This is a genomic window from Halodesulfovibrio oceani subsp. galateae (assembly GCF_055397225.1).
In genome coordinates, this window is the sequence record NZ_AP042453.1 from 745,643 (window position 1) to 764,927 (window position 19,285).

General features: G+C 43.6%; 21 protein-coding genes. 13 read left to right on the forward strand and 8 right to left on the reverse strand.

The window, feature by feature from the left end:
- Positions 1 to 16: 16 nt before the first annotated feature.
- The 3 genes from ACZ5V1_RS03340 (at position 17) to ACZ5V1_RS03350 (ending at position 1,196) form a co-directional block, all read left to right on the forward strand.
- On the forward strand, positions 17 to 451 hold the full coding sequence (locus ACZ5V1_RS03340) for a hypothetical protein (protein WP_464390599.1): 435 nt from the start codon (positions 17 to 19) through the stop codon (positions 449 to 451).
- 18 nt (positions 452 to 469) lie between these two features.
- Positions 470 to 796, forward strand: a complete 327-nt coding sequence (locus ACZ5V1_RS03345; RefSeq protein ID WP_464390600.1) for a hypothetical protein — start codon at positions 470 to 472, stop codon at positions 794 to 796.
- 82 nt (positions 797 to 878) lie between these two features.
- The gene (locus ACZ5V1_RS03350) at positions 879 to 1,196 is read left to right on the forward strand and encodes an archaellum operon transcriptional activator EarA family protein (RefSeq protein ID WP_464390601.1); all 318 of its coding nucleotides are present in this window, start codon (positions 879 to 881) and stop codon (positions 1,194 to 1,196) included.
- 64 nt (positions 1,197 to 1,260) lie between these two features.
- On the opposite strand, the gene ACZ5V1_RS03355 is transcribed toward ACZ5V1_RS03350, so the two are convergent.
- The 5 genes from ACZ5V1_RS03355 to ACZ5V1_RS03375 form a co-directional block, all read right to left on the reverse strand.
- Positions 1,261 to 2,136 carry a 3'-5' exonuclease gene (locus ACZ5V1_RS03355; RefSeq protein ID WP_464390602.1) on the reverse strand — a complete coding sequence of 292 codons (876 nt, stop codon included), beginning with the start codon at positions 2,134 to 2,136 and terminating at the stop codon, positions 1,261 to 1,263.
- 60 nt (positions 2,137 to 2,196) lie between these two features.
- A complete protein-coding gene (locus tag ACZ5V1_RS03360; protein ID WP_464390603.1) occupies positions 2,197 to 3,933 on the reverse strand; it encodes a UvrD-helicase domain-containing protein in 1,737 nt (578 codons plus the stop codon).
- Complete coding sequence (locus ACZ5V1_RS03365) at positions 3,933 to 5,969, reverse strand: ATP-dependent nuclease (RefSeq protein WP_464390604.1); 2,037 nt, start codon at positions 5,967 to 5,969, stop codon at positions 3,933 to 3,935. Before ACZ5V1_RS03365 ends, ACZ5V1_RS03360 begins: the two co-directional genes overlap by 1 nt.
- 277 nt (positions 5,970 to 6,246) lie before the next feature.
- Positions 6,247 to 6,546 carry a hypothetical protein gene (locus ACZ5V1_RS03370; protein WP_464390605.1) on the reverse strand — a complete coding sequence of 100 codons (300 nt, stop codon included), beginning with the start codon at positions 6,544 to 6,546 and terminating at the stop codon, positions 6,247 to 6,249.
- An 84-nt stretch (positions 6,547 to 6,630) separates the two neighbouring features.
- Positions 6,631 to 7,089, reverse strand: coding sequence for an XRE family transcriptional regulator (locus ACZ5V1_RS03375; protein ID WP_464390606.1), 459 nt, complete (start codon positions 7,087 to 7,089; stop codon positions 6,631 to 6,633).
- A gap of 121 nt (positions 7,090 to 7,210) precedes the next feature.
- Here ACZ5V1_RS03375 and ACZ5V1_RS03380 point away from each other — a divergent pair, with 121 nt between their 5' ends.
- The 5 genes from ACZ5V1_RS03380 (at position 7,211) to ACZ5V1_RS03400 (ending at position 9,142) form a co-directional block, all read left to right on the forward strand.
- Entirely contained in the window at positions 7,211 to 7,519 is a 309-nt protein-coding gene (locus ACZ5V1_RS03380; protein WP_464390607.1) for a hypothetical protein, read from the forward strand.
- 94 nt (positions 7,520 to 7,613) lie between these two features.
- Entirely contained in the window at positions 7,614 to 8,081 is a 468-nt protein-coding gene (locus tag ACZ5V1_RS03385; RefSeq protein WP_464390608.1) for a phage regulatory CII family protein, read from the forward strand.
- Positions 8,078 to 8,368, forward strand: a complete 291-nt coding sequence (locus tag ACZ5V1_RS03390; protein ID WP_464390609.1) for a hypothetical protein — start codon at positions 8,078 to 8,080, stop codon at positions 8,366 to 8,368. The genes ACZ5V1_RS03385 and ACZ5V1_RS03390 overlap by 4 nt, the downstream gene beginning before the upstream one ends.
- A 78-nt stretch (positions 8,369 to 8,446) precedes the next feature.
- Positions 8,447 to 8,683: a hypothetical protein gene (locus ACZ5V1_RS03395; protein ID WP_464390610.1), complete on the forward strand. Its 237-nt coding sequence runs from the start codon at positions 8,447 to 8,449 to the stop codon at positions 8,681 to 8,683.
- A 33-nt stretch (positions 8,684 to 8,716) separates the two neighbouring features.
- The gene (locus ACZ5V1_RS03400; RefSeq protein ID WP_464390611.1) at positions 8,717 to 9,142 is read left to right on the forward strand and encodes a hypothetical protein; all 426 of its coding nucleotides are present in this window, start codon (positions 8,717 to 8,719) and stop codon (positions 9,140 to 9,142) included.
- A 2-nt stretch (positions 9,143 to 9,144) separates the two neighbouring features.
- Here ACZ5V1_RS03400 and ACZ5V1_RS03405 read toward each other — a convergent pair whose 3' ends face one another.
- A complete protein-coding gene (locus ACZ5V1_RS03405) occupies positions 9,145 to 10,428 on the reverse strand; it encodes a tyrosine-type recombinase/integrase (protein ID WP_464390612.1) in 1,284 nt (427 codons plus the stop codon).
- Between the two features lie 346 nt (positions 10,429 to 10,774).
- Here ACZ5V1_RS03405 and ACZ5V1_RS03410 point away from each other — a divergent pair, with 346 nt between their 5' ends.
- From ACZ5V1_RS03410 to ACZ5V1_RS03430, 5 genes are all read left to right on the forward strand, one after another.
- Positions 10,775 to 11,977 (forward strand): hypothetical protein, encoded by a 1,203-nt coding sequence (locus tag ACZ5V1_RS03410; RefSeq protein WP_464390613.1) that lies wholly within the window; start codon positions 10,775 to 10,777, stop codon positions 11,975 to 11,977.
- A 45-nt stretch (positions 11,978 to 12,022) separates the two neighbouring features.
- Positions 12,023 to 12,283 carry a hypothetical protein gene (locus tag ACZ5V1_RS03415; protein ID WP_464390614.1) on the forward strand — a complete coding sequence of 87 codons (261 nt, stop codon included), beginning with the start codon at positions 12,023 to 12,025 and terminating at the stop codon, positions 12,281 to 12,283.
- 2 nt (positions 12,284 to 12,285) lie between these two features.
- Entirely contained in the window at positions 12,286 to 13,662 is a 1,377-nt protein-coding gene (locus ACZ5V1_RS03420) for a DUF3987 domain-containing protein (RefSeq protein ID WP_464390615.1), read from the forward strand.
- Between the two features lie 251 nt (positions 13,663 to 13,913).
- Complete coding sequence (locus ACZ5V1_RS03425) at positions 13,914 to 14,216, forward strand: plasmid mobilization protein (RefSeq protein WP_464390616.1); 303 nt, start codon at positions 13,914 to 13,916, stop codon at positions 14,214 to 14,216.
- Positions 14,207 to 15,748, forward strand: coding sequence for a relaxase/mobilization nuclease domain-containing protein (locus tag ACZ5V1_RS03430; protein WP_464390617.1), 1,542 nt, complete (start codon positions 14,207 to 14,209; stop codon positions 15,746 to 15,748). Before ACZ5V1_RS03425 ends, ACZ5V1_RS03430 begins: the two co-directional genes overlap by 10 nt.
- Positions 15,749 to 15,821: 73 nt before the next feature.
- Here ACZ5V1_RS03430 and ACZ5V1_RS03435 read toward each other — a convergent pair whose 3' ends face one another.
- Both ACZ5V1_RS03435 and ACZ5V1_RS03440 read right to left on the reverse strand, forming a co-directional pair.
- Complete coding sequence (locus ACZ5V1_RS03435) at positions 15,822 to 17,666, reverse strand: ATP-binding protein (RefSeq protein WP_464390618.1); 1,845 nt, start codon at positions 17,664 to 17,666, stop codon at positions 15,822 to 15,824.
- On the reverse strand, positions 17,666 to 19,189 hold the full coding sequence (locus ACZ5V1_RS03440; protein WP_464390619.1) for an ABC transporter substrate-binding protein: 1,524 nt from the start codon (positions 19,187 to 19,189) through the stop codon (positions 17,666 to 17,668). Before ACZ5V1_RS03440 ends, ACZ5V1_RS03435 begins: the two co-directional genes overlap by 1 nt.
- Between the last annotated feature and the right edge of the window lie 96 nt (positions 19,190 to 19,285).

Consider the following 19,285-nt stretch of genomic DNA (forward strand, 5'->3'; position numbering starts at 1 on the left):
TGCATGGGGCATAGTTATGGGAAAGAAGAAAAAGCACATCGTTGTGTTTGATAAGAAAAATGCATTGGTTTTGTTAGGGGTTATTTATCCTGCATCATTGGGAATTGGTTGGTTGTCAGGCGATATTTTTATATCGATGTTCTCTGATGAACCGTTAATTTGGTTTCATTGGGCAGCAGCGTTTGCCATGTTTGCTCCGTTAATTTTTTTTCCTTTTATGGTGTTAGTTGGCTGGAAGCTGCGAACGGGTGGCGTTATGCCTTTCTCGGTTGAGCTGGCTCTTGTTAGGGTAATGGTGTTTATTTTTGCTGTAGCTTTTGTTGTCAATATTTGTGCAGGGGCATGGTTTCTTATGACGATAAAAGGACGAGGGTATGTCTATTGCAAAGAAGATGTTAAACCGCTTGGAACCTCGCACTATGCAGTAGATAAGCAGTTCTGCCCAGAGTAGTTCTCTTTGGGAAATAAAATGATTAAATGGATACTACTAGCTAGCGCTGTCGTTGGTTTATTTTATATTTTTATGACCTTCTTTGCATTCTCTATCGCTCCATTAACTTTTCCATATTACTACGAATGGATGTATGGGCATTACCAAGAGGGTGCTGCTGATTATACTTCAGACTTTTTGAATTATTTATTCACAGTATTTGCTCCCCTGAGCCTTTTATTCGGAATAGGCTGTGCCACGCTGCTTAAAAGGCAATTTAAAAAACAGTATAAAAAAATATTCGTATTGCTTGGCGTGATAGGGGTATCAATTACAGCCTGTTTGCTGATTACTCCATACATGTAGCCTAGCTCTATCTTAGTACAATAAAAGCGTTGCAGATTAGCCTCTGTAACGCTTTTTTGTGTTTTGCGTTAAGCTAGGCCGTATGAAACGTGCAATGTTATATGATCCGGTGAAATTTCTGCGGGATAAGGGTGTAACTGTTCGTCTTGGCTTGCCACAGGATGGCAAGCAGCAGATAGAAGTGTGCTTTGACTCTCGGTACAGGGAAGCCGCCAAGGTACAAGCCATCTATAGGCGAGTGCAGCAGAGCTACAACCTGATTATGATGCAGCTGAAGGTAGATAAGGGCATGCCGCCTCGATCGGTAGAGTCGCTTATTGCAAAAGGATTTATCCGTATTGAATATAATGAGCAGGGTAAGAGGCGTTATGTGATTACTGAGCGGGGGAAGAGGCTATGATAAGGACTTACGATGAAATAAAAGCCCGTTCAATTGAACGGGCTTTTTGTTTTTATCGTGTTTTTTATTTGTGTCTTTCGCGAGCTGTTAATGGAATTTGTTGAACTCGAGCGGAGGAATATCCTGCAACAGTGTCCAAGAATTGTAGTTCACTTAGACAATCAGATTGCAAAACTTCTCTTCCCCATACTCTATTGGCAGCATCCCACCTGTACCCTCGCTCTTTGAGAAGGTCTTTATAATCAAACGGGAAGCCGTAAGCATTTAAAAATACAGAGGGGGCATTTGCGTAGTTGATGAGAGCCGAAAAGTACTGAGGAAGCACATGAAATAGCCATGTCGTTGCGTAGCAATCTGTTGCTGCTCGATGTGCATCAAAGAAGTAGCCTTCTCCAGCCAACAATGATGTGAGGGATTTTCCGCCAAGCCCCTTATTGGTCCAGTCTAAATCGAAGCAAGAGCATGCCCATCTTAAATTGCTGTGAGTTGGGAGCCTTGTTTCAAAGAACTTTCTATCAAATTTTGCGTTATGAGCGATGATGATCGGGTCACCAACAAGGTAAGAAGAGACTAGATTGTCATCAATTCTCAGTCCTTGAACTTGTTCAGTTGTAATGCCTGTGAGTTCAGTTATCTCAGGAGGAATGGGAAAGCCCGGATCTTCGAAGTGATCCAAAAAACCTGTGACTTGTGTCATTCTTTGCGCGGATGGACTATAGTCTGCTGTTACTATACCCAATTCGATAATTTTATCTGTTCCAGCAGTTAAACCTGTGGTTTCTACATCTAAAAAAACTACATTAATTTCATCACCGACAGGATCAGAAAGTAAACAAGGAAAATTAAGATTCGGATCAGTAAGTGGAACGCGTTCTAAGAGCCTGAAATTTTGTGGGTTAGAACGAATATCATCTATTCTTTCGATTGGGAACGAAGACATGTTTTTCTCCAATATAATAATAGAGGGTGAGGATTTTCAGAATAGTTAGATAAAGCGAGGTCATAAGTCTAAGGTCGCAATATTTTCTTCATCAAACCAAGCCTCTAGCGTCCCTAGAGAAGAATTTGAAAGAGTATGGGTGAATAGTAAGGCAAGATTTTTTTTAGGTCGAGAGCAGGCTACATAAAATAAATTTCGGTTTCGTTCGTATGTGGATTGCTGCTTTGCCGGAATAGTTGCTGAAGCACGTAAAGTAAGGAATTTATCAAAATTGTAGTTCCACCCCTTACCGAAGACCACAAGAACATTTTCATATTGAGCACCTTTTACACCATGCTTAGTGCTAAAAGGAGTCATTTCGTCAATAAAGCGATCCAATGCAATGACTTCATTATAAGCAATGACATGAAGACCTCGGAGCCTTGTTATGTAAGAAGGTTCTTCGTCATTCGGCGTAACATAATCTTTTCTTAGTTCTTCTTCTCTTTTTTTTACTTTTTCAGGTAAGATCTGAATGTTGTTTTCAAGAAGGAAATTGAGGACAGCTCCTACCGTTTCATTTTCACGTTTTTCATTTAAGCAATCCATGAACACCTTCCATTTTTCTTTACCTGCTTGGGAGGTAAGTAAAGGCGCTTTCTGTCCAAGTAGCCCAAAAGCTTCACCGTATTTTTGTTCAAAAAAAGCAAGGCATGCAGGCTCAAGTTTGTCCACTAGGAAGGCTATGTGAGGATCCCCTTTCTTGATCAGATCATCTCGATAATTTGGAAATGTTTTTATCAAAGAAGAATAGCCTTGCTCAGTAGCAAGGGTGTTATGAGTAAGCATTAATATCTTGGTTTTTTTAGGAGAAAAATCCCAACCATTTTCTGCTAGAATCTGTTTGGTTTCTTCCAATGCCTTGTGAGCATGTTCAACTGGTAGATCACCTTGCCAGTTTTTTTCCGTACGCCTTTCACCTTTCCAGTTGTTAGTATGGAAAACAGAGACGGTACCTGTTGATCCTGGATCAACCACTTCCTGTGGAAGCTCAGGGCGAATTCGATTGAGAGGGGTCACGAGTGGGGCAGTGCATCGGAAGTTAGACCTAAGGCCGATCCGTCTTAAATTATTGTGGATGATGTCTCCACATCCATCGTCATAAATTTTTTGCCAAGGGTCTCCAAATAATCCAATAAGTACAGATTCTTTTTCTTCAATGAAAGCGAGGCGCAATGCTTCAGCAAAGTGCTTATTTGTATCTTGGTATTCGTCGATGAATATTATTGGATATTCGCTTGCAACTATATGTCGAAACTTTTTAATCCCTAGAAGTTTTGTCATGAGGGATAACACGTCCCCATGATATAAAGAGATCTTATTATCTTTGACCGTTGGGTAGCCAGAGTCATAGATAACAACACAGCTATCAATATCTTCGATATCTTTTAGTCGTTCTTCCCATTTTCCAATGCTAGGAAGTTCTTTTTTTAAAGTAGATTGAAATCGTTTGAGAATTGACCAACAAAATGAATGAATGGTCCCTGTAAATACTGCTGGGTGATTGTCGATGCGCGAATTGATTTCATCCTTCGCTACATTTGTATAGGTAATACAAGCTATGTGCCGATTCTCTTTTAAAAGTTGTACAGCCTGTTTTTTAATAAGGTATTTTAAGGTTTCAACAAGAGTGTAAGTTTTCCCAGCTCCAGCTCCAGCTTCAAGTACAAAGCTTTTATTTGCTTCGATACTTTCTAGTACTTCAGCAAATGCTTCGTTAGATGCGATAATTGCAGGGTTTGTTGCATTGTTAGGCATTACTCAATTCCTCCATCGCAAGAACCCGTGTCGATTGAAGCTAGATTTGGCGTGTCGGCGAGCCAAACGAGGCCTTCTTGTATGTATTTGGGAGTATTCCAGTCTGTATTATCAATTGCGTGCTTTAATGCAAATTCGGATTTCTTATTAGCCCAAGTTTTCGCTTCGTCCCAGACCGCTTGCTCTAATTCTTCTTGAGGGGTCGCTTCTAGCTCGAAGAGTGATGGATTTTTAAGAATGAATGCATCTTCAAAGCTTCTTCCACAAATGGCTGTATCATCTGGGATTTGATAGCTTAGTCTAAGAAGTTCTCTTGTTTTATCTTCCTCTGACTTTAATAGTAGTTCTGGTGGAGTGATTGTCTTTGTAAACCAATCTTTGATACATCCATTGCTTGTTTTTTCGCCTATGCTAACTTTGCAAGCTGAAGCCTGTACCTTTCCTTCTTTTACGGCGACCGTATCAATATCTGTAATAATCAATGTTGGAAGTTCAAGAAATTCCACTAGTCTAAAAAATTTATGGGCGTACGCTCCTCCCACCTCAACTATTGAAATATATTGACTGCCAAGCTTATTTTCTTGAGGCCGAGGGGCATCGTGTTTTTTTATCATCTCAGGCAGAAGCAAACGTTCAGAAGTGCCTTCAATTAAAATGGCTTTATCTGCAAACATTAAATCACAACGTGTAAGAGTCATGTATTTTTGCAAAAAACCTTTGTCTTTAGGATCTATGTCTTTAAGGCCAATGCTAAGATCTTTAATTGTAGTTGTCCGATCTTTATTGCCATCTAATGTCGAGGTGAAGTAGCGTGTTGCATCAAACTGTGCAGCATTTGCGAGGTGTGAAGAGTGAGTTGTAACAATGAACTGGACTGGCCATTGTTTTTCGTCACCGTAGGTTTTAGAAAATTTTGTAGCAATTTCGTCTAATTTTTTTATGAAAACTTCCTGCATTTGTGGGTGCAGATGTGCCTCAGGTTCTTCTATAAATATAAGATGCATTCCTGATTGTGTTTCTTTGGATACATAGCTTTTGTAGAATTCATAAAGTCTTAATAGAATGAATATAAGATTTCGAGTTCCAAGGCCGTTGTAGGATTCAGGGAGAGTGATGTCACCGCCTGTCGAATAGGTAATCTTAGTAAACTTTTTTAAGAGAGCGGTTGGATCAAGAGAGGTTTCGGTTGATAGCTCGGTTGTATTGTTAAGTCCTGGAAATCCAAAAAACTCAAATTGTGGAACTAAGTCTTTAACGAACTGGGCAAATTCTTTGCTCAGGTCGCCTTCTAGTTCATTGAGATGGGTTGTGACTTTTAATGCAAGGCTTTTGTCATCTTCTTTGGCAGTTTCAGACAGAGCAGCTGTAAAGAGAGCTTCAATAACGTGGCTTAACACTCCCTTGTCATAAGTAGTTACATCATCAAGGCCACGCTGCGCGCTTATGATATTCCCCTGAATAGCTGCTTGAAGTTGGGTAAGTTTGAGTTCCGATGTGTTGTTTTCGTTACTTGGATCTTCTACGTAAGCTGAAATAGAGTATGTCTTTGAGAGACGATCTTGGATTTCTTTAAAGAACTTAACAGAGTCGAAGTCGACTTCTGTCGGATTGAGATCTTTGAAAAGAGTTTCCATTTTGCCTTCAGTTAATTGATAACGAACGACAATAATGGTTTCTGTTGTCTCAGGATCGAGATCGATGATGAGCCCTTTGAGTGAGGAAAAGTCGTCTTGATCTTCTGCATAGTTTAAATGAATACGAAGCTCGATAAGTGGTAGCTTCTCGCGAACTATGTTTAACTCTTCTTCATTTCGGAAAAGCTTAGCGGCTTCGATAAAGTCGTTGTGTGCACCTAGTGAAAAATCTTCTAGTTTAAATTTCGGTGTGTCATCGATAAAAATTCTTTTAAAAAGTTCAGTCAAAGACGTTTTACCACTATTGTTACGCCCAACAATAACCGTAGAATTTTTTGCAAAACAGAGTTCCGTATCACGTAGCAATCGGAAGTTTTTAATTTGTACTTTTGAAATATTCATGCTTTTTCCTAGAACGGGTAATCGCTTACCGTTAAATATTAAAAAAAGTGTATAACAAGTCGTATCTGACTAACGTCTTCTTTTGCGTTCGCACTAACTCCAAATATAATCAGATTACTACGCTTTCATGTAAGTAGTTACTTACGTGGTTGGGTGTAAAATTTGATTCAAAATATCGTTAAATAACTTAGCAATATTTTTGCTTTGGAAAACTGAAGAGGAACGACAATAAAGAGTTGTGGGTAGTAGGACGCCACCATGAATCCATGGTGGTGTCCTAAATTTTGGATTGAGTTGTATCGGTAGGTGGCTGTGTAACGTCCCGCTGGCAATGCGGGCAGACTTGTGCTTTCTCTTTAATAATAGAGGCACAGGAAGGGCACTCTTTCCATTTACCTGGAACGGGTGCGATGGGTTTGAGAAATGGAAGTATGAAAAGTACGATGGGGAATAGAAAGGCGAGAATTCCCCAGAGTGGTGCAGAGCGTCCTTTGCTTTTTGCGATAGACGCAGCAAAGAACCCAAAACCTATCCAGATGATGAGCAGGATAATTTCTGAAACGTCGAAGCCGAACATGGCTCCCCCCTCATTGTCTCCACCGGCAGCACCTAGCTCTCCCCAGTTTGCAGCGGGCGCGAGGGCAGGGACACTCGTTAAAGTCTACGGTTGTTTTATACTCCGATCGCGATCGTTCGCGAAATCCGGAGCACTTATGTTCTCTTCTGCCTGAGTGTGTGGCTCATTTGGAGAATCTAAAATTTTCATTATCGCTTGCTGGATAGTTTCCGGCGAAGCGCCTGCCTTTTCCAGCAATTCAACAGCAACTCTCATACGTTGAGCAATCAGATCTGTTTCTACAGTTTCTGTTTGCTCTTTTTTTTGCGTATCTGTTTCTTCCCCAAGAAACATGCTGCCAGTTCCAGCCATCAACCAGTTAGCGTTTATATTGTAAGTGGTTATCCACGCCGTGAGGGCGTCTTGTTTTGGAAGGCGGTCAGAATTGAAGTAACCAGAAAGCGTAGCTTTTGATATTCCACCTGTGTTTGCGAAAACTTGGTCTTCAATTTTTAAAGAATGAATAACATCCCTTAATCTTTGTTTAAATTCTTTTTCAGACATAAAACCTTACAGAAAACTCTATTATTTCTGTTGACTGAGTTTTCATTTTTACTTAATTCTGATTTTAACGAAACAGTGAAACCGAAACGAACAATTGAAAATAACCGCAAGGGGTTAATTGATGGAACAACGAAACTTGATTCCCGAATTCATATCCGATTTGACTCGCAGTGAAAAGCTAGAAATCTACATGAAGCGCAAAAAGATTACCTTCACCAATATTGGTGAGGCTATCAAAGTATCCCGTACCTCTGCGTACAAGATGCTTCATGGTGAGCACGTTTCCACCTACCGACATGCTCAGCTGCTTAAAGCTGGCATTCCAGACATTCTTCTCCCTCCTGCCCGTGACATTGCTCCTGGTCCAAAGCCGAAGCGGAAAGTTTCTGCTGAGGACACTGAACCAAATCGTATGGAGCAGGCTGCATAACAGCATCGCGCGCCTGTTCTGCTGACTGATGCTGCCTATAATGCCGCATAGTTATGCATGGTGCCACGGTAATAAACAAGGAGCGGATTACACTATGAAATCATTAGCAAATTTAGCATTTGCCAGCGCGCTTGATCTTGCGCTGGGTGAAAGTGGGCTTACTCGCGACGACGTCGGCCACGGAATGGGGTGGAGTGTTAGCAAGACGAGCCGCGTGTTTAGCCACGACGACAATTACTGGCCGAACATGCCTTCCATACCTCAGCTGTGCGCGATCCTCGGCAACGATGTTCTTTTGGATTGGCTTCGAGTGAACACGAACGAGTTGCGCCTTGGGAAGCATGAAAGAGTCCCTAGATTGTCGGAGGTGGAGCTGCTGCGGCTGCTTAGTCAGATAGGAAAGGAAATGGGCGATGTTAACGATGCAGTAAACAACGCGCTCGCCAATGACGGCAAAATCGACAAGCAGGAGAGCAGGCGGATCATACGTGAATCCTACGATGTGCTGTCCCGCTATCGCGAAGTAATCGTCGCTATGAGAGCGATACAGGAGGCAACATGATCAATCCATCCGTAATTATTCGCCGTAAGGTTGAATGCGTTCGCAACTCTGTTGGTGTTCTGAATAAGCAGGAAGGAATTACGCCTGAGGATGAGCAGAACATTAGCAACATCTATCGCATGATCGCGCAGATTGATGAACGCCACCGGCACAAGCTGAATCTGTCCGGTCACGCTATTATCCCGCTTAATCGTCGGGCGCTGGCGGCGGATTGTTTGAATCGTGCAGCACGCAGGGCACTTGCAAAGCGTGTCGGAAGTGGTGGCGATCATGATCCCGCAGCTTGACCCGTTTCAATGGGCTGTTTTGGGGCTGGCACTGGGGCTGACGCTTAGTTTTATCATAATCCTATGTAGGAGAATGCCATGACTAATACAGACGCTGATTCTGGCGGCACGGCTGCCAAGGTAGACTTGTTTGCCTATGCTGAACGGCTTGGTGAGCTTCCTGTTTCTGAGCTGATCCACGAAGCAAAGCAGGTGAGCGGAGCAAGTGAGGAAGTGATGTTGATTACAGTTCTGGCCAGACGGCTGGAGTGTTATTCGTTAGCGGAAAAATTACGCGGGGCAATGCAGATGCAATGCGTGCGTGATGCGGCGTAAGAGGCGATATCTATTAATTCGGAGGATTCTATTGTGATTCAGAATGTACGACTACGTGAACAGTTTATGACGGCTTATTACGACATGCTGATGGAATACATGCGGATATACAAGGCGACGATCATTACCGGCCAGCAGCCGCCTTCTTTGCCCCAGTTTGTTATTGACTCTGAGATATGGACAGAAGTGTTTGATACCACGCCGCCGGATGTTGAAATGTTTCGCCCTTTGCTGTTTCAGCTGCCTCCAATTGTCAGACGTTGCGACATAGGAAGCGGGGTGCTCAATTTTGCATCTAAGCATGCGATCAGCGTTGACGACGGCAAAGGAAAAGGCCCGCGGGTTCGGTTCAGAATTCAGCGAATGATCTGTTATCCATCTCTATACTTATTGGAGTATCTGGAACGGAATCCGCGTATGCGAGTTCTTGTTCGAAAGAAGTTTGATACTGCTGCGTAACGTTACCCGAGGCGCTTGATTGATCCGTTTTCATGCGCCCGTGCGACGCTCTCCACGCGGAAGCTTTCTACCAGCGGCAGGTAGTTTTTCGTTGTTGTGGTTATGTCTTTATGGCCGAGTTGCAGGCGGAGGTTTTCCAAATCCATACCGCCAATAAGCATTCGCACAGCATACGTTGATCTTAGAGTATGAAAAGTGGCGCGCAGCCGGTTGTCGTTGATTCCGGTGTTAATGCCGATGGCGTCGGCAATTCTGGTGAACTGGCGGGAAACACTGGCAGCAGTTCTATGGCCCCCAACACCATTACCGGGAAAAAGCCAGTTACGCGTTGCGTCTTTTCGCATATGCATAATTTCATCTAATACAGGCGGGAAGCTCACTATACGAGTACCGCTTTTGGAGTCGAGTACATGGATAATACGTCTATCAATAGCAGTAAGATGCTCGCGATGCAGCGAGACGATTTCCTGCTCACGCATGCCGGTGTGCAGGGCGATCATCGTAATATGATACTGGTCTATGCTGCAGTCGTAGGATGCCTGAAGAACGGTGTCGACTTCGTCGTCGTACATGACGCGAAGGTTTCTATTGTCCTTCTTAGGGAGGATCTTGGATGCACCGAACTTTTTGTGCTTCACAGGATTCTCTCCGGAGAAAATTTGAATGTCGGGATACTGGGGAGAGACTTGGGTTTCGATGCAGTAGTTGAATATTTCGCGCACTACACCGAGGCAGCCGGTAATGGTGGAGGCAGACAGGACTTTGCCGCGGCCGCGAGTGGGCTTCTTCTGCTCCAGCTTGGCGCGCAGGCGCATGATTTCGTGCGTGGTGATGGCTTTGAGCTGCAATTCACCAATCTCCGGCAGAATATGCAGGCGCAAGTGCTGCTCGTAGCCCTGATGGGTGGTTGGCTTGGTGTTGTAGGTTGCCCATTCCATAAAGCGCACAGAAGCTTCTCTGAAGTTAATGTGACGAATGAGCTGGAGGCGGCGTTCTTCTGCACGCTGATCCGCGAGAACGGCACGCTCTTCTTCGGCTTCCTGCTGAAGCTCCTTAAAGGACTGAGCGCCGCGTCCGATCCGCATGTTCTTCTTGATGATGCCGACGTATCTGGCAGCCTCTTCAATAGTCCAGCCGTCACTCGCCCAGCCGAGCGCTTCGTCTACCATCTTGCCATCTTTCTTAAGACGGATGATGTAATAGACGTCCGGCTTGCGTCCGTGTCGACGCGTCTTATGGTCTCTGCAATACACTCCGGAAATTCCGCTGTGGTAACGTCGAGCCATGTGTCCCTCCTTGTCCCTCTCCTGTCCCTCCCTGGAGACCTAAGAACAGGATTAGTTCAAAATCTGGTTTCATGCATTTATGTGTTTTTTCAATACTTTTTGCAAGAAGAGGGACATCTTTTTTATCGCATAAAAGTCTTCGTAATCAGTAGGTCGTCGGTTCAATTCCGATTGTTGGCTCCAGTAAATACAAAGGGTTATAGCATTTATGCTATAACCCTTTCTTTGTTTTTCTAGATTTAGGTACCACTTTGGTACCAGTTGAATCCATTCTTCTCTCCCTCTCTTCTAAATGAAATCATATTATGTCACAGTACGTTATAGAGATCAGCACACGAGGTTACTTATGTTTTCAAAATTCTTCAGAAGAAAAGGTTCTGACCCTTTCGCACGTCCTGTTGTGACAGTAAAATCGCTATCCATTTTCGAGCTCATAAAAGAAAGCTTTACGGAAGATAAGCGTGAAAAAGAATTGCTAGCGGTGGAGCTGGCTAAATTCAAAATTATAGCCCGTGAGTTGTGCCACCACATCGAAAGGATTGAAACACACCTCGCACAAGGACTATTAACTAAGGCCTATGAATCAGCACGTAACCTTCATGTCACTGCCCTCGAAGGACTCAGACTTGATAGCATGACGAGTTGGGATATTGCGATCGATAATGATCTTCCTGCAAATTCTTTTTTGTTTTCTTCACGGTATGGGATGTTGGAAGAGGGCAATAAAGATAATGAAGATTTAATCTTTAGGTATGCTAAAGATGTTGAGCTTCCAGAGTTTATATTTATTACTAAGATGAGGCAGTGGAGTTTCTTGGAAGTGAATAATGAGCGTCGCAGAAAACATAAAAGACATGTGATGCTATTTCTACGGGTTGTTATGGAGCTACGCGTTGCTACGTCTCGAATTATTCATCATTTTGAGAATGATGACGTGCTAGATGCTCAATTAATCAAAAAATTGGTAGTAAATAGGAGTGAACTTTGTTTTTTAGTTTCTCCTAACTTAACCATTAGGGTGCTCATCGATGCTGAAGAGGAAAGAGAAGATGCCTTAAAAGTAATGGCATTAGATCAGACTGAACAGCTTGTTGTTCCATTGCTTCCAGCGGATGACTTGTCTGCCAATTCAGACGAGAGAAAAGTTACAAAAATAGTCGAGATTCATGACACCCCTGCTGAGCTATTTATTCAGTTCATTGCAACGTTAGAAGAGCAGCATCATCGAAGAGATATTTTTTTTACAATAGCGACTGAGAAGTACTATTTATCTACAAAAAAGCCATCTTTCAAGGGATTGTGGGAATGGATGGAAGAGCATTTATCAAACAAACCTTTTCGAACTGAGATGTTAGGACACCCAATTCAAATTAGCATCTGCGGCGATCTGCTTGAACATCGTGGAGTGTTGAATAATCCTGATTGGGCGAAGGAAATTAGTAAAGATAGCGTGTTCAGAAATAGTTTTTCAAAAATGAATAGGATTTATAAAGAGTTACAGGCTTTTTGTGAGGAGAATAATATTAGTAATATTAGCAGCATTATCTAACGTCCTTGTTACCTTCAGAACAAATCACAACACTGGAGGTATTACATGGGATTTAAAAAACTGAAAGAAACTGTACAACGGCCGAAGGGGCAGGACTCCTTTTTCCAAACTCTTTTAAACGACCTACCACCTATCATTCCCAGGAAAGAACTTCCTAAATACATCGGCAACCTGATTAGTGTTGGCTACTTGGCCAACTTGGATTCTGCTGGCCTTGGTCCTGATTATCGGCGAATCGGCGGCAGCGTGGTGTATGAACGGGAATCCTTTGTTCAATGGCTTGAGTCCCGTACTGGGGATTCTTAGCTATGTACAATTCCAACCTGTCAGATTCTTCTTCAACTAAGCAATCAGAAAGGATAATCCCTGCGGGTGAGACTTCTCTTTTAGGGGAACCACCCAAAGAATTGAATGTGTTCCCTTGGCCGATAGCGGATAAGGCTATTTTTACAGGCTTTGCAGGAGAGTTTGTTCAGTTTGCTACAGAATCTTCAGAAGCTGACCCAATGGCAGTGCTAGTCACCTTTCTAGCTCGTTTTGGAGTCGAAGTGGGGCGCAGCCCGTTTATTGCAGCAGGAGAGCGTCAGCACGCTCGTATCAATGCTGTTCTTGTGGGCCAAAGTTCAAAAGCAAGAAAGGGCACTTCGTCAATTCCTGTTCGTGAGCTATTTAAGCTTCCTGAAGAAGACTGGAAAGTAGCACAAGTCAGCCCGGGGCCTCTTTCCAGTGGGGAAGGGTTAATCTTTGCCGTTAGGGACGAACGGATAGAATATGTTGTTAACAAGCATAATGGATCAGGCAAGGACATTGTTATTGATCCGGGCATTGAGGACAAAAGGCTTTTTGTTCTCGATCAAGAGTTTGCCGGAGCATTGTCTTGTTCGAAGCGGGATGGGAACACGCTTTCCACGATTATCCGCGCGCTATATGATGGCCATAAAGTCGAGCCATTAACGAAGAGTAGTAAGATTACTGCTACTGATCCCCACCTATCTATTGTTACTCACATCACAACCCATGAACTAAGCAGCAAAATGGATACAGTTGAAGCATTCAATGGCTTTGCTAACCGTTTCCTTTGGCTGTGTGTGCGCCGTCCGAAATTGGTACCCTTCCCAAAGGAACTAGATGATAGGGCACTCTACGATTTCAAACTCAGTCTAATCACCATTCTTGAGAAGAGCGCTAGGCAGGGCGAAGTTCTTTTTAGTCCTAATGCAAGAAACCTTTGGGCTGAAATATACGTCTCACTTTCAAAAGAGCGTTCCGGTTTGCCGGGCGCTATTATGAATAGATCAGAGACGAACACGCTACGCCTCGCGCTGCTGTATGCGTTTCTCGACTCATCCTCACAGATAACCACTGCACATTTACGTTCAGCTCTTGCCTTGTGGGATTACTGCGAACAATCCACCAATTTCATTTTTGGTGAAGTGGATGCAGATTCTACAGAGAGGCGCATTATTGATGCGCTGCAAGAATCTGACGGACTCGACACACGCGCTTTGTATAATATCTTTTCCCGCAACATTACCAAAAGCAAACTTGAGCAAGCATTGTCTGCCCTAATTGCGAACTCACGAATTCGAGTTGAAAAGCAAAAAACAGGGAGCAGGGGACGGCCTCGAAATATTTTTTATCTCTACGAAAAAAACGAATTAAAAGAACAAAACACTTCGTCTTGAAGTGGGATTAACTCGTTTAGTTCGTTTAATTCGTACATGTAATATAAAAAATGAAGTCTGCTGATTGGAGTTGAGGGGTGATGATTCGCGCTCAATATTGAGGCCATCTGGTAGAGGGGCGTTGTTCGATTTATGTCAGAGCCAGTTTACCCAATGTTACACATTGGAACTGGCGAGTGAGCGCGCTCCCTTCGAACCCTGCGTGAAGAATTGCTTCATATTCTACTTCGCGATGCCAAGGAAATCAGAAAATGGATGACAAAATTTTACGAGATAAACACGTTTCCTTTCGAGTTACTCCAGAAGAAAAAGAGAAGATTTTGCAGCTCGCTGAAATTGACGGAATGAGTGTCGGAGACTTCCTTCGAAGCCAACTCAATACGCCAAGAGTGAGGAAGACAAAAGCAGAGCGCGAAAAGATTCTTCAGCTTGCTCGTATCGGAAATAATCTGAACCAGATCGCTCGATGGGCAAACACCTACAAGCATACGTGTGATGCCTTGCAGGTGAATATGCAGCTTGCCGAGATCGAGGAGCGGATAAAATGCTTATGAAGGTTTTTCGTCATGGAGTCGGACGTGGTGCCAGTGTCATAAATTATGTGCTGGATGCCAAAGATTCGAAGCGGCAACATAGCCCGCCAACTGTTTTGCGTGGAGATCCCGAGCAAGTAAAGCAGCTCATTGATACCACAAGTAGAAAGTGGCGGTACACATCCGGCGTGTTGTCATGGGCACCTGACGATAAGGTTACGCCAAAGCAAGAACAGCAGCTCATGGATAGTTTCGAAAGTCATGCCTTCGCAGGGATGGAGCCAGATCAATACTCAATTCTATGGGTACGGCATAGCCATGCAGGGCGTCATGAAATGCATTTTGTCATTCCGCGTACAGAACTGAGAACAGATAGGGCTTTGAATCCATGCCCACCTGGCTGGGATAAGCAGTACAACCCGCTATGCGAGTTGTGGAACAGACGGAACAATTGGGCACGTCCGGACGAGGCAACACGAGCGCGATTGGTTAGTCCCGGAGTTACTCTTGAAAGCTATCGTTCCGGAACGGCAGCGGAGGTTCGAACCGCTGTTACAGAAGCACTTATAGAAGGAGTGCAAGCTGGAGCCATTACCGACAGACAAGGGATAGTCGCAGCACTCGAGGGCATTGGCTTCTCGGTTCCGCGTCAAGGTAAGGACTATATCACGGTTGAAGTGCCGTCAGACACCACACAGAAAAAGCCACAACGAATACGATTGAAAGGAGCACTCTATGCAGAGTCATGGAACGCAGCAGAACAAAGCCTTGGACTTGGCCAGCAAGCTGAAAGCTCGGATGGAAGAACAGACCAGCGAATCACAGCAGATAATGCAAGACGCATTGCAGAGCTTGAGCAGCGAGTTGCAAAAATCCGTAAAGCACGAGCTACATTTAATACAAAACGTTTTGGCCGACGGGGTGAAGCGCAGCAAAGAGGTGCAGGCCGAGATGTTTCAGAACTTGCGTCGTACCTTGATTCTGCCAGTAGGGATAACGGTTCTAGTGACTCTCTTGGGCTGCGCGGCCACAATCGGTATGACATCCCTTTGGATCAATTACGAGAAAGGAAAAGTAGCGGAACAACTGGAGACAAACAGAAGCTTGGAAATAGCCGGCAGGAAGATGCAAGAGAAGGTGAACAACCTTTGGGCGTGGCAGATTACACCCCACACAGCACGGGGCGTTCGTTTTCTCAAGTTTCCCAAAGGGACGGGGATATCTATAGCCCAGACCAACGACGGTTCCCCCGCAGTAGTATTGGAGAAATAGACAATGTCAGAACTCAAAAAACAAATTTTGCAGACGCTATCAAAGATGCACGAGGAACAAGTAGAACAACGGGAAACGGTGCAGTACCTTTCCCGCAGAGTAGGCAAATTGGAAAACGAACTCCGCATGGCCAAGCAGCTTCAGAGCCACTTGGACGAAAGCTTGAGCGCTGTTGCTCAAATCTCCGAAAAGTTACTCTCCGACTCCAGCAGTTTGCAGAAAAGCAGCTTCAGAAGAAGCTAAAGATGAAGAAGAAACGTGGTTGGTCGTTGGGGAAGTAGTTTGTATAACACGCTGTTTTTGATGTTGAAGCAAAGCGGTATTGGGAAAATAGTTTTGATTGCAAATAGATCTTTAAGCTTGATTGTCATGTAACTTCCATTCGACGATTAGTCCTTTCCATTTTGGGGTTTGTTCAAACCGCAACGTACCACCTGAAACAATCGCCCGTTCTTCAATGTTAAGTAACCCCATTCCTGAAGATGGTGTCTTAGAGAAATCAATTCCATTGTCTTCAATGGATAAGAGTAGTGAATCGTCATCCCGGCAGAGTGCAATACGGGCTTTAGAACATTCGCTGTGTTTAAGAATGTTTGTCAGCCCTTCTTGCAAGATGCGGTAAATCGCTAAATGTAGCTTCTCAGGGACGTTTTTAGCTGAAAATGTATACGAAAATTTAATTCGCCCATGCATCATATTGTAGTCTTCACATAAGACCTGAAGAGCTTCGTGTAATCCCAGTTCAAGGTACGGTGGGGTCAAATCTGTTTGAATGGCACGAAGTTGGGCAGCAACTTGCTGGATAAGCTGTTTTTGCTTCTGTAGTCCTGCCGTAATGTCTTCGATTGGCAATGGGACAACGTTCATCATGTGCGCTGCGTGTTCAATTCCAATTTTAATTACGCTGATGGTCGCACCCACATCATCATGCAGTTCTGCTGCAATGCGTTTTCTTTCTGTTTCTTGAGCCTGAATTAATTTTCCAGAAAGTGTTGTGATGTTTTTGGTGCGTTCACGCACTTGCTCTTCTAAGTGAGCATGGGATTGAGCCAAGGCGGCGCGCTGGGCAGTGATTTCTTGTAAAAAGAAGCTGGTAGCCTGTGCGATATCTTGAATTTCAGGCTCTCCGCTTATTGGAAGAGGTGTGGTGTAATCTTTGCCTTGTTGTACGGTTGCAATTCCACCAGTAATAGCACGAGTTAACCTTTTGATTGGTTTAAGAACGTTGCGTTGCAAGAATAGGTACATAGCCATAAACATAATCAGGAGTATGGCGAAGAATGAAAATGTAATGTGTTGAACAGTGCTGAAGCGCTGTATTGTATGTTCCTGTACTTGTAACAGCTTGTTTTCGGAAGATTTCAAAAGTTGCGTACAGCTTTGAACGATTGTTGCCCCCATAAAAGAAGCACGGGTATATGTTTCTGTAAAACTGGTTGAAAGGACAAGCTCTTTTCTTTTGCTTGTGATGAGACCTGCGGGTGATGTGAGTAGGCTTGAACATTCGTCAAAAATTTTCTCTAGGTTAGCTTGGGAAGTCTGTTCATTGTCGAGAGAGGCTGAAAGAGACTCCTTGTGAGCTATTTCTGCGGTACATTGTGAAATGAGATTGGAAACCACCCATTCTTTTTTCTCTCGATGAAGGGCTAACATTCTGGAAATGAGTCGAGTTGTGAGGGCGATAAGTTGTTGTTCATCTTTTGTCTGTGCCGGATAATATGACAACTTTTGGAGTAACGTGTGAAGCCGGTTGTAGATGTATCGCATCTGTTCGTGCTGTTTGCCTAGCTCCATATGGTTTAAAATAGCCTTAATAATTAGGTTACGTAGTGTGTTGAACTCCGTTTCTAACGTCATAAGCATATCAGGAGTGGCGTGTACTTCTCGTAATGACATAAGTGTCTTTTTGTACGCATCGTATGATTGCATTGTGCTGACAATATGTTCTTGTATGAGAGGGTTGGGCGTTGCTATAGCTTGTTCCATTTGCTCACGTAGCCACATGCTTTGTTGCGCCAAAGTAGAACTGTGAACGAGGCTTGGGATAGTTTCACTACGGGTGGCTGAAAGCTTATCGGAAAAGAAAGTTAGGTGTAAATAAACAACCAAGAGTGTGCAGGAAATGAGAAGCGTGGCTGCCCCAAGGGCAAGTTTTGCCTTTGTTGCTAAATGTATTCTTTTGTCAGGAGAAATATTCACTATTGGTTCTCCTGAACTTTTTGAGGCGCTGATGTTGTTACATGAACATTGTCCATTGGTGACATAGTGCCAAGGTAGAGGTCGTCTAGCCCATGTACACGAGTATTGTAGATTGTTGTGTACGGTGCCGTTGCAATCCAGGCGCTTATGTATTGTTCTCCAAGATGTTTTTGTAGTTTTTTGTAGATAGCCTTACGTGTCTCTGTATAAACCGCGCTGGCTGCCTGCTGTAATAAGGCGTCTACGGTTGGATCGGTGAGGCCAATAGTGTTTGTCCATGGCCGGTTATGGTGTCTGTTGGTTGATGCATACAGGCGATGGATACCTACTGATGGGTCGTGCCAGCCGAAGAGTTCGTCAATCGTTACTTGGTAGTTACCGGAGCCGATACGCTTTTCCCATTCAGGAGTTTGTTTTGACGAATTTATGACGACTTCAACACCCAGAGTGTGAGCAAAAATATACTGTAAGTATTCAACCAACATAAATGTTTTGTTAATATATGGAGGGATGCTTACTTCAATTTTCATTCGCATCCCAACTTCATTTCGTGGGTATCCAGCAGCATCGAGCAGCTTATTTGCTAAGTCTACATTGTAACCGTACGGATAGGATGGAGTGCTGTGATAGGGACTGCTTGGAGGCAAAGGTGAGTTCATGGGGATTGATGCAGCGCCACTATGTTGTCCTAAACCGTTTTGTGCGAGGAAATTACGGTTAATAGCAAGTGTAAGTGCTTTACGTACAAGAATATTGTCAAAGGGAGGCCTGTTGAGATTAAATTGGAGAACAAAGTAGGGTTTAATATGCTGGTACTCTTGAGTTTTGATTTTTAAGTAGCTGTATTTGCTGACAAGTTGTTTGGGAGCATAGTCCCAACGGAACGCAGAAATATCTAATTCCTGAGCAACATGTCTGTAGTAGCTGTCACCAACATTGTTATAGATGGCAAATGTGATCCCATCGAGATATGGCCGTCCTTTTATAAAGAACTTCTCAAACTTTTTTAAAACGATTTTGGATGGGGTGACAGAGGCTACTTTAAAGGGGCCTGAGCCTATGACAGAATCAATCGTGATGTTTTTAAAGTCGGTTGTCTGCTGGTAGACATGTTGGGGAATGATTGGAAGTAACGATGGGATGCATATTTTTAAAAAATGCGGTTGCGGGTACGTAAAGGTTATTGTGACGACATGCTCATTCACGCTTCTAATGGATTTGATAGGTGAAAAGACCACAGAGAATAAGTGCAGTTTTTTGGCTGTACGTAGTGAAAATACGACGTCTTTGGCTGTGATAGGTGTTCCGTCATGGAAGAATGCATCTTTTCGGAGCGTGAGTGTAAGAGTGGTGTAATTTTTTGAATAAGTGAATTCTTCAGCCAGATAAGGTTCAAGTTTTCCTTTGCTTGAGAGTCTGCATAAACTTGCAAATAGTTGTGCAGAAATTTGGCCGGATAAGCTTCCTGTGACAATGAATGGAAAGATGGAAGTGGGAGTGTCCTCTAACCCGATTGTAATCATAGAAGGTGGACGTGCATATAGACTGGGGGTCGGAATACTAATGAGGCAGAGTACCGTAAAGAAAATGCAGCATGCTTGTTTGAATTTGTACAAAAC